Source organism: Pseudomonas sp. UBA6315 (assembly GCF_002438125.1).
GTDB classification, from domain to species: domain Bacteria; phylum Pseudomonadota; class Gammaproteobacteria; order Pseudomonadales; family Pseudomonadaceae; genus Aquipseudomonas; species Aquipseudomonas faucium.
Genome location: NZ_DJTF01000213.1, coordinates 21,990 through 29,247 on the forward strand (window position 1 = coordinate 21,990; position 7,258 = coordinate 29,247).

A 7,258-nucleotide genomic window follows, 5' to 3' on the forward strand; every position below is an offset into this window, starting at 1 on the left:
GCTTGCCGGCGAAAGGGCCGCAAAGCGGCCCCGGCGATCTACCTGACCAGATGCAGGAACTGCATGTGCCGCTCGTACTGGTCGAGGATGTCGTTGATGATCTGCTCCTTGCTGTAGCCCACCAGGTCGTAATTCTGGCTGCCCTCGCTCAGGTGCACCTCCGCCCGGTAATAGCGGCGGTTCTTCAACTCCTGGGTGCCCAACCCACCCAGCGCAAACGAAGGCGTGAAGTAGCCACGCATCTGCACCTGGTAGATGAACGGCTGCTCCTCGCCGTGGCCGACCTTCAGGCTGACGTTGTCATGGCTCGGGTCGTCCTGGGTAATCAGGGTCAGCCCCTTCTGCTCGAACACTTCGCGCACATCGGCAATCGCCGGGCGCACCACGTCGTCCATGAAGCGGTACACCTCATCGCGTGACGGGAAGTGCACGGCCTGGCTCAAGCGCTGGCGCCAACCCCCACGGCCACGTCGCGACTGGGCGAACGGCGCCAACGAATGCATCTGCGCGATCTGCCGCTGGCTCTCCAGGTAGAAGGCCTTGTGCAGCCCCCACATCATGCACAGCAGGATCAGCGAGAACGGCAGCGACGTCAGCACCACCGCCGATTTCAGCGAATCGATGCTGCCGGCGAACAGCAGGCCGCTGGTGATCAGCGCGGTCATCACGCCCCAGAAGATGCGCAGCCAGTTCGGGCCGTCTTCGTCGGCGTCGCCGCCCTTGGCCGACAAGGTCGACAGCACCACCGTGCCGGAGTCGGCCGAGGTGACGAAGAACACGAAGCTGATGAACACCGTCACCGCGATGACCGTCTTGCTCCAGGGGTAGGTTTCCAGCAGCAGGTACAGGCTCATCGACGGGTTGTCCAGGGCCGACTGGCCCAGGGCGGTCATGCCGTGGTTGATCACCTGGTCCAGGGCGCTGTTGCCGAAGATCGACATCCACGCCAGGGTGAAGCCCAACGGAATCAGCAGCACGCCGAAGACGAATTCACGGATGGTGCGGCCACGCGAAATGCGCGCGATGAACAGCCCCACGAACGGCGCCCAGGCAATCCACCAGGCCCAGTAGAACACTGTCCAGCCACCCAGCCAGTCGCGGTTCTCGCCATAGGCGTACACGTCGAAGCTCTTGCGCGGCAAGGCCCCCAGGTAATCGCCCAAGTTCTGGATCAAGGTGTTGAACAGGTGCTGGGTAGGGCCGGCGAACAGCACGAACAGCAGCAGCGCGCAGGCCAGGAACAGGTTGATGTCGCTCATCACCCGCACGCCCTTCTCCACCCCGGCGACCGCCACGGCCACCGCCGCGCCCATCATCAGGGCAATCAGCATCACCTGCACCCACTGGCTGTGGCTGATGCCGAACAGGTAGTCGAGGCCGGCATTGAGGTGCAGCACGCCAAAGCCCATGTCGGCGCCCAGGCCGAACACCGTGGCGATGATGCCGAAGCCATCCACCGCATAGCCGATCGGCCCGTTGATGCGCTTGCCGATCAGCGGGTACAGCGCCGAGCGCAGCGCCAGCGGCAGGTTGTGGCGGTAGGCGAAATAGGCCAGTGCCATGCCGACGAAGGCGAACACGCCCCAGCCATGCAGGCCCCAGTGCAGGAACAGGATCTGCATCGCCTGGCGCCCTGCCTCGGCCGTGCCCGCCTCGCCTTGCGGCGGCTGCAGCATGTGGGTCAGCGGCTCGGAGACGCAGAAGAAGAACAGGGTGATGCTGATGCCGGCGGCGAACAGCATGCCGGCCCAGGACAGGTAGCTGAACTCGGGCTCGTCGTGGTCGGCACCAAGCTTGATCTTGCCGTAGCCGGACAACGCGGTGACCACCACGAAGACCAGGTACAGGGTCATGGCCAGCATGTAGTACCAGCCAACCGTGTTGGCCGCCCAGTTCTGCGCGGCCAGCAGCCATTCACCGGCAGCTTGCGGGAAGGCAATGACCACCAGGCCGAAGATGAGGATGAAGCTTGCCGCAAAGTAGAACACCGGCGGGTTCATGCGGATCTTGCCAGCGGCAAGTGAAGGGGTCGGTGCACTCATGGGGCATGCACCTCGTCGATTGACGTGAGGTTCGGAATGAACGGGTTCAGCAAAGGAATCCTCCTGTTGAACACCGGCAGCGGACCAGCGTTTTTCGTTGAACAAGCGTTCAAGTTAAACATGGATCGGATTTCAATGCGAACCGGGGTGCTGATCGGTGCATGCCTGTACCGGCCCTATCGCCGGCAAGCCGGCTCCCACAAGTACCGTGGGAGCCAACAGCCTCAGTTCTTGTCCTGGCAATCGAGCTGCAAGTTCGCCTGGGTAATGTTGCTTTCAGCCGGCACGCTGCGGGTCAGCCACACATTGCCGCCAATGGTCGAGCCTTTGCCGATGGTGATGCGCCCCAGGATGGTCGCCCCCGCATAGATCACCACGTCATCCTCGACGATCGGGTGGCGCGCCAGGCCCTTGTGCAGCGTCCCCGACTCGTCGCTGGGGAAGCGCTTGGCCCCCAGCGTGACCGCCTGGTAGATGCGCACCCGCTCGCCGATGATCGCCGTCTCGCCAATCACCACGCCGGTGCCATGGTCGATGAAGAAGCTCGGCCCGATCTGCGCGCCCGGGTGGATGTCGATGCCCGTCGCCGAATGCGCCAGCTCCGAGCTGATCCGCGCCAGCAACGGCAAGCCGGCCCGGTACAGGTGGTGGGCCAGGCGGTGATGGATGATCGCCAGGATCCCCGGGTAGCACAGCAGCACTTCATCGACGCTGCGCGCCGCCGGGTCGCCGTGGTAGGCCGCCAGCACATCGGTATCGAGCATCACCCGCAGCCCAGGCAGCGCCGCAGCGAAATCCTGGATCAGGCGCAGGGCCTGGGCATCCACGGTTGCCAGTTCGCCGTTGCTCTGGCGCGCGGCATAGCGCAGCTCCAGGCGTGCCTGGGCCAGCAGTGAGGTAAGCGCGGCGTCCAGGGTATGGCCGACGTAGAAGTCCTCGCTCTCCTCGCGCAGGTCCACCGGGCCCAGGCGCATCGGGAACAGCGCCCCGCACAGCTGCTCGAGGATCTGGCGCATGGCCTCGCGCGAGGGCAGTTCGCGCCCGCCCTGCTCGCCGATGCTGCGGCCATTGCGGCTGCGCCACTGCTCACGGGCGCTGCGCAGGCCGCTGACGATGCTGTGCAACTGCCAATGCGCGGATGAAGGTTGGTCGCTCACGGTGTTCTCCTGCCGGGTGGCATGCAATATTTTGCAATCCACTCTACGGCAAATCCGTCCCTTGGAAAAAACAACGCTTTATTCCATCCTGCGCTAAGTCAGGCATAAGCGGCGATGACGAACCGGGTAACCTCGCCTACCCTCAACTCAGCGTGTGCCTGAGCCTTTTTATAAAAAAGCATAAGAAAATAAGTTTTTATTATTTCCTGGCCTATCAGGCCAACTCTATAGTCGCCACCCACTACTTCCACAACAAGCGCGGGGCCTGACATGTCGAAATTCGCCAAACCGCTTCTCAACGCCAGCCTGGCCATCCTCCTCGGTGCCGGCCTGCTCGGCCAGGCATTCGCCGGCGAGCAGCTGAAGACCATCCAGGAAAAGGGCGTGATCAACGTCGGCCTGGAAGGCACCTACCCACCGTTCAGCTTCCAGGATGAAAACGGCAAGCTGGCCGGTTTCGAAGTCGAGCTGTCGGAGCTGCTGGCCAAGGAGCTGGGGGTCAAGGCCAAGATCCAGCCAACCAAGTGGGACGGCATCCTCGCCGCGCTGGAGTCCAAGCGCCTGGACGTGGTGGTCAACCAGGTGACCATCTCCGAGGAGCGCAAGAAGAAATACGACTTCTCCGAGCCCTACACCGTTTCCGGCATCCAGGCCCTGGTGCTGAAGAAGAAAGCCGAGCAGCTGAACATCAAGACAGCGCAGGACCTGGCCGGCAAGAAAGTCGGCGTAGGCCTGGGCACCAACTACGAGCAGTGGGTCAAGCAGGACGTGCCGAAAGCCGAAGTGCGCACCTACGAGGATGACCCGAGCAAGTTCGCCGACCTGCGCAACGGCCGCATCGACGCCATCCTGATCGACCGCCTGGCCGCCCTGGAATACGCCCAGAAAGCCAAGGACACCGAGCTTGCCGGCGATGCCTTCTCGCGCCTGGAAAGCGGCGTGGCCCTGCGCAAGGGCGAACCGGAACTGCTGGCTGCCATCAACAAGGCCATCGACAAGCTCAAGGCTGATGGCACCCTGGCCAAGCTGTCCGAGAAATACTTCGGTGCCGATGTCACCCAATGATCGCTGAAAGCCTGCAACTGGTTGCCGACTCCACGCCCTTCCTGTTGAAGGGCGCGGGTTACACGGTGCTGCTGAGCGTCGGCGGCATGTTCTTCGGCCTGCTGCTGGGCTTTGCCCTGGCACTGATGCGGCTGTCGAAGATCCTGCCGCTGGACTGGCTGGCGCGGATCTACGTGTCGTTCTTTCGCGGCACGCCACTGCTGGTGCAGCTGTTCGTCATCTACTTCGGCATGCCGCAGATCGGCATCGAGCTCGACCCGATCCCGGCCTCGCTGATCGGCCTGTCGCTGAACATGGCCGCCTACATCTGCGAGATCCTGCGTGCAGCCATCTCCTCCATCGACCGGGGCCAGTGGGAGGCCGCTGCCAGCATCGGCATGACCCGCACCCAGGCCATGCGCCGGGCGATCCTGCCCCAGGCGCTGCGCACCGCACTGCCGCCGCTGGGCAACAGCTTCATCTCGCTGGTCAAGGACACCGCCCTGGCGGCGACCATCCAGGTGCCCGAGCTGTTCCGCCAGGCGCAGCTGATTACCGCGCGCACCTTCGAAGTGTTCACCATGTACCTGGCGGTGGCGGTGATCTACTGGGTGCTGTGCAGCATCCTCGCGCACTTCCAGAACCGCATGGAAGCGCGGGTCAACCAGCACGACCGGGAGCCTTGAAATGATTGTCGTAGAAGGCCTGACCAAGCGGTTCAAGGGCCAGACCGTGCTCAACGGCATCGACGTGACCGTGCACCCCGGCGAGGTGGTGGCCATCATCGGCCCCAGCGGCTCGGGCAAGACCACCTTCCTGCGCTGCCTGAACCTGCTGGAAACCCCCGATGCCGGGCGCATCCAGATCGGCGACATCAGCATCGACGCCAACCGCCCGCTGGGTGGCCAGCAAAGTGCGATCCGCCGCTTGCGCCAGCAGGCTGGGTTCGTGTTCCAGAACTTCAACCTGTTCCCCCACCGCACCGCCCTGGAAAACGTCATCGAGGGGCCGGTGATCGTCAAGAAGACGCCCCGCGCCCAGGCCATCGAGCTGGGCAAGCGCTTGCTCGCCAAGGTCGGCCTGGCCGGCAAGGAAGACGCCTACCCCCGGCGCCTCTCGGGCGGCCAGCAGCAGCGGGTGGCCATCGCCCGCGCCCTGGCCATGGAGCCGGAGGTGATCCTGTTCGACGAACCCACCTCGGCGCTCGACCCGGAACTGGTCGGCGAAGTGCTGGAGACCATTCGTGGGCTGGCCGAGGAAAAGCGCACGATGATCATCGTCACCCACGAAATGAGCTTTGCGCGCGACGTGGCGAACCGGGTGATCTTCTTCGACAAGGGGGTGATCGTCGAGCAGGGCGAGGCCAAGGCGCTGTTCGCCAACCCCAGGGAAGAGCGGACCCGGCAGTTCTTGCGCAAATTCCTCGGTACCGCAGCCAGCCAGGACTGACGCCTTCGCGGCGCAAGCCCGCTCCCACAAGTTAACTGCCCACCTTGGTGGGAGCGGGCTTGCCCCGCGAAGAGGCCGGCACATCCAGCGCAATTCCCCACTTCTATATATATTCCAAAAGGTTAGTTCATAAACTTTTGATAAGCCTTTAGGGTATATACACCGGACCACCGGACCAGCAAACGTTTGTCGCCATCAGCTGAAGCGACGCATCCACTTTGTGAGGTTCGGTACTGATGTCCACCCTGCCAGAAACCCAATTCCACAGCGACCTCGACAGCTCGCCCCTGCTGCTGCCGGCCAAGGTATTGCGCAACGACGCCGAAGCCCTGCAAGCCGCCCGCGAACTGGCCGACACCGCCCGCGAGCAAGCCGCGCGCCGCGACCAGCAGCGCAAGCTGCCCTGGGCCGAAATCGAACAATTCACCCGCAGCGGCCTGGGCAGCATCAGCGTGCCCAAGGCCCATGGCGGCCCTGACGTGTCGTTCGAGACCATCGCCGAAGTGTTCCGCCTCATCAGCGCCGCCGACCCGGCCCTGGGGCAGATCCCGCAGAACCAGTTCGGCATGCTGCAACTGCTGCGCGTGACCGCCACCGAGGCGCAACAGGCGCAGATCTTTCGCAGCGTGCTCGACGGCTGGCGCATCGGCAATGCCGGGCCGGAGCGCGGCACCAAGGACACCCTGACCCTGAAGGCGCGCATCACCCGCAGCGGCGATGGCTATCGCATCAGCGGCGAGAAGTTTTATTCCACCGGCGCCCTGTTCGCCCACTGGGTCGCGGTCAAGGCCCTGGACGATGAAGGCCGCCAGCGCCTGGCCTTCGTGCGCCGCGGCGCGCCGGGGCTGCGTATCGTCGATGACTGGTCGGGCTTCGGCCAGCGCACCACCGCCAGCGGCACCGTACTGCTCGACCAGGTACCGGTGGACGCGGAACTGGTGATCGACAACTGGCGCCAGCGCGACCTGCCCAACATCCAGGGCGCCGGCTCGCAGTTGATCCAGGCGGCGATCGATGCCGGCATTGCCGAAGCGGCGATCGACGACGCCATCCACTTCGTGCGGGACAAGTCGCGGCCGTGGATCGAAGCCAAGGTCGAGCGGGCCAGCGACGACCCTTACGTGATCGCCGACATCGGCCGCCTGAAACTTGAGCTGCATGCCGCCCAGGCGCTGCTGCGCAAGGCGGCGCGGGTGCTCGACGAAGTCAACGCAGCGCCCATCGATGCGCAAGCGGCAGCGCGGGCCTCGATTGCCGTGGCCGAGGCCAAGGTGCTGACCACCGAGGTTTCCCTGCAGGCCAGCGAGAAGCTGTTCGAGCTGGCCGGCAGCCGAGCCACGCTCGCCGAGTTCAACCTCGACCGCCATTGGCGCAATGCCCGGGTGCACACGCTGCATGACCCGGTGCGCTGGAAGTACCACGCGGTGGGCGCCTACTACCTCAACGGGACCTTGCCGGCGCGGCATTCCTGGATCTGATTTTTGCGCCTTGGGGCTGCTGTGCAGCCCTTTCGCGACACAAGGCCGCTCCTACAGACAACCGCAGCCCCCTGTAGGAGCGGCCTTG

Annotated in this window: 6 protein-coding genes; 4 read left to right on the plus strand and 2 right to left on the minus strand. The window is 64.4% G+C overall.

The window, feature by feature from the left end; translation table 11 throughout:
• Positions 1-38 precede the first annotated feature (38 nt).
• Together betT and epsC are read right to left on the minus strand one after the other, a co-directional pair.
• Positions 39-2,000, minus strand: coding sequence for a choline transporter BetT (gene betT / locus B3E94_RS25345; protein ID WP_176512007.1), 1,962 nt, complete (start codon positions 1,998-2,000; stop codon positions 39-41).
• 266 nt (positions 2,001-2,266) lie between these two features.
• On the minus strand, positions 2,267-3,199 hold the full coding sequence (gene epsC, locus B3E94_RS25350) for a serine O-acetyltransferase EpsC (RefSeq protein ID WP_176511985.1): 933 nt from the start codon (positions 3,197-3,199) through the stop codon (positions 2,267-2,269).
• Between the two features lie 270 nt (positions 3,200-3,469).
• On the opposite strand from epsC, the gene tcyJ reads away from it, so the two are divergent.
• The 4 genes from tcyJ to B3E94_RS25370 all read left to right on the plus strand — a co-directional run bounded on the left by tcyJ (position 3,470) and on the right by B3E94_RS25370 (position 7,170).
• Entirely contained in the window at positions 3,470-4,264 is a 795-nt protein-coding gene (gene tcyJ / locus B3E94_RS25355) for a cystine ABC transporter substrate-binding protein (RefSeq protein ID WP_286915640.1), read from the plus strand.
• Positions 4,261-4,929: a cystine ABC transporter permease gene (gene tcyL / locus B3E94_RS25360; RefSeq protein WP_176511987.1), complete on the plus strand. Its 669-nt coding sequence runs from the start codon at positions 4,261-4,263 to the stop codon at positions 4,927-4,929. The genes tcyJ and tcyL overlap by 4 nt, the downstream gene beginning before the upstream one ends.
• 1 nt (position 4,930) lies before the next feature.
• Positions 4,931-5,692 carry an L-cystine ABC transporter ATP-binding protein TcyN gene (gene tcyN / locus B3E94_RS25365; protein ID WP_286915641.1) on the plus strand — a complete coding sequence of 254 codons (762 nt, stop codon included), beginning with the start codon at positions 4,931-4,933 and terminating at the stop codon, positions 5,690-5,692.
• 236 nt (positions 5,693-5,928) lie between these two features.
• Positions 5,929-7,170, plus strand: a complete 1,242-nt coding sequence (locus tag B3E94_RS25370; RefSeq protein ID WP_286915642.1) for an SfnB family sulfur acquisition oxidoreductase — start codon at positions 5,929-5,931, stop codon at positions 7,168-7,170.
• Positions 7,171-7,258 lie beyond the last annotated feature (88 nt).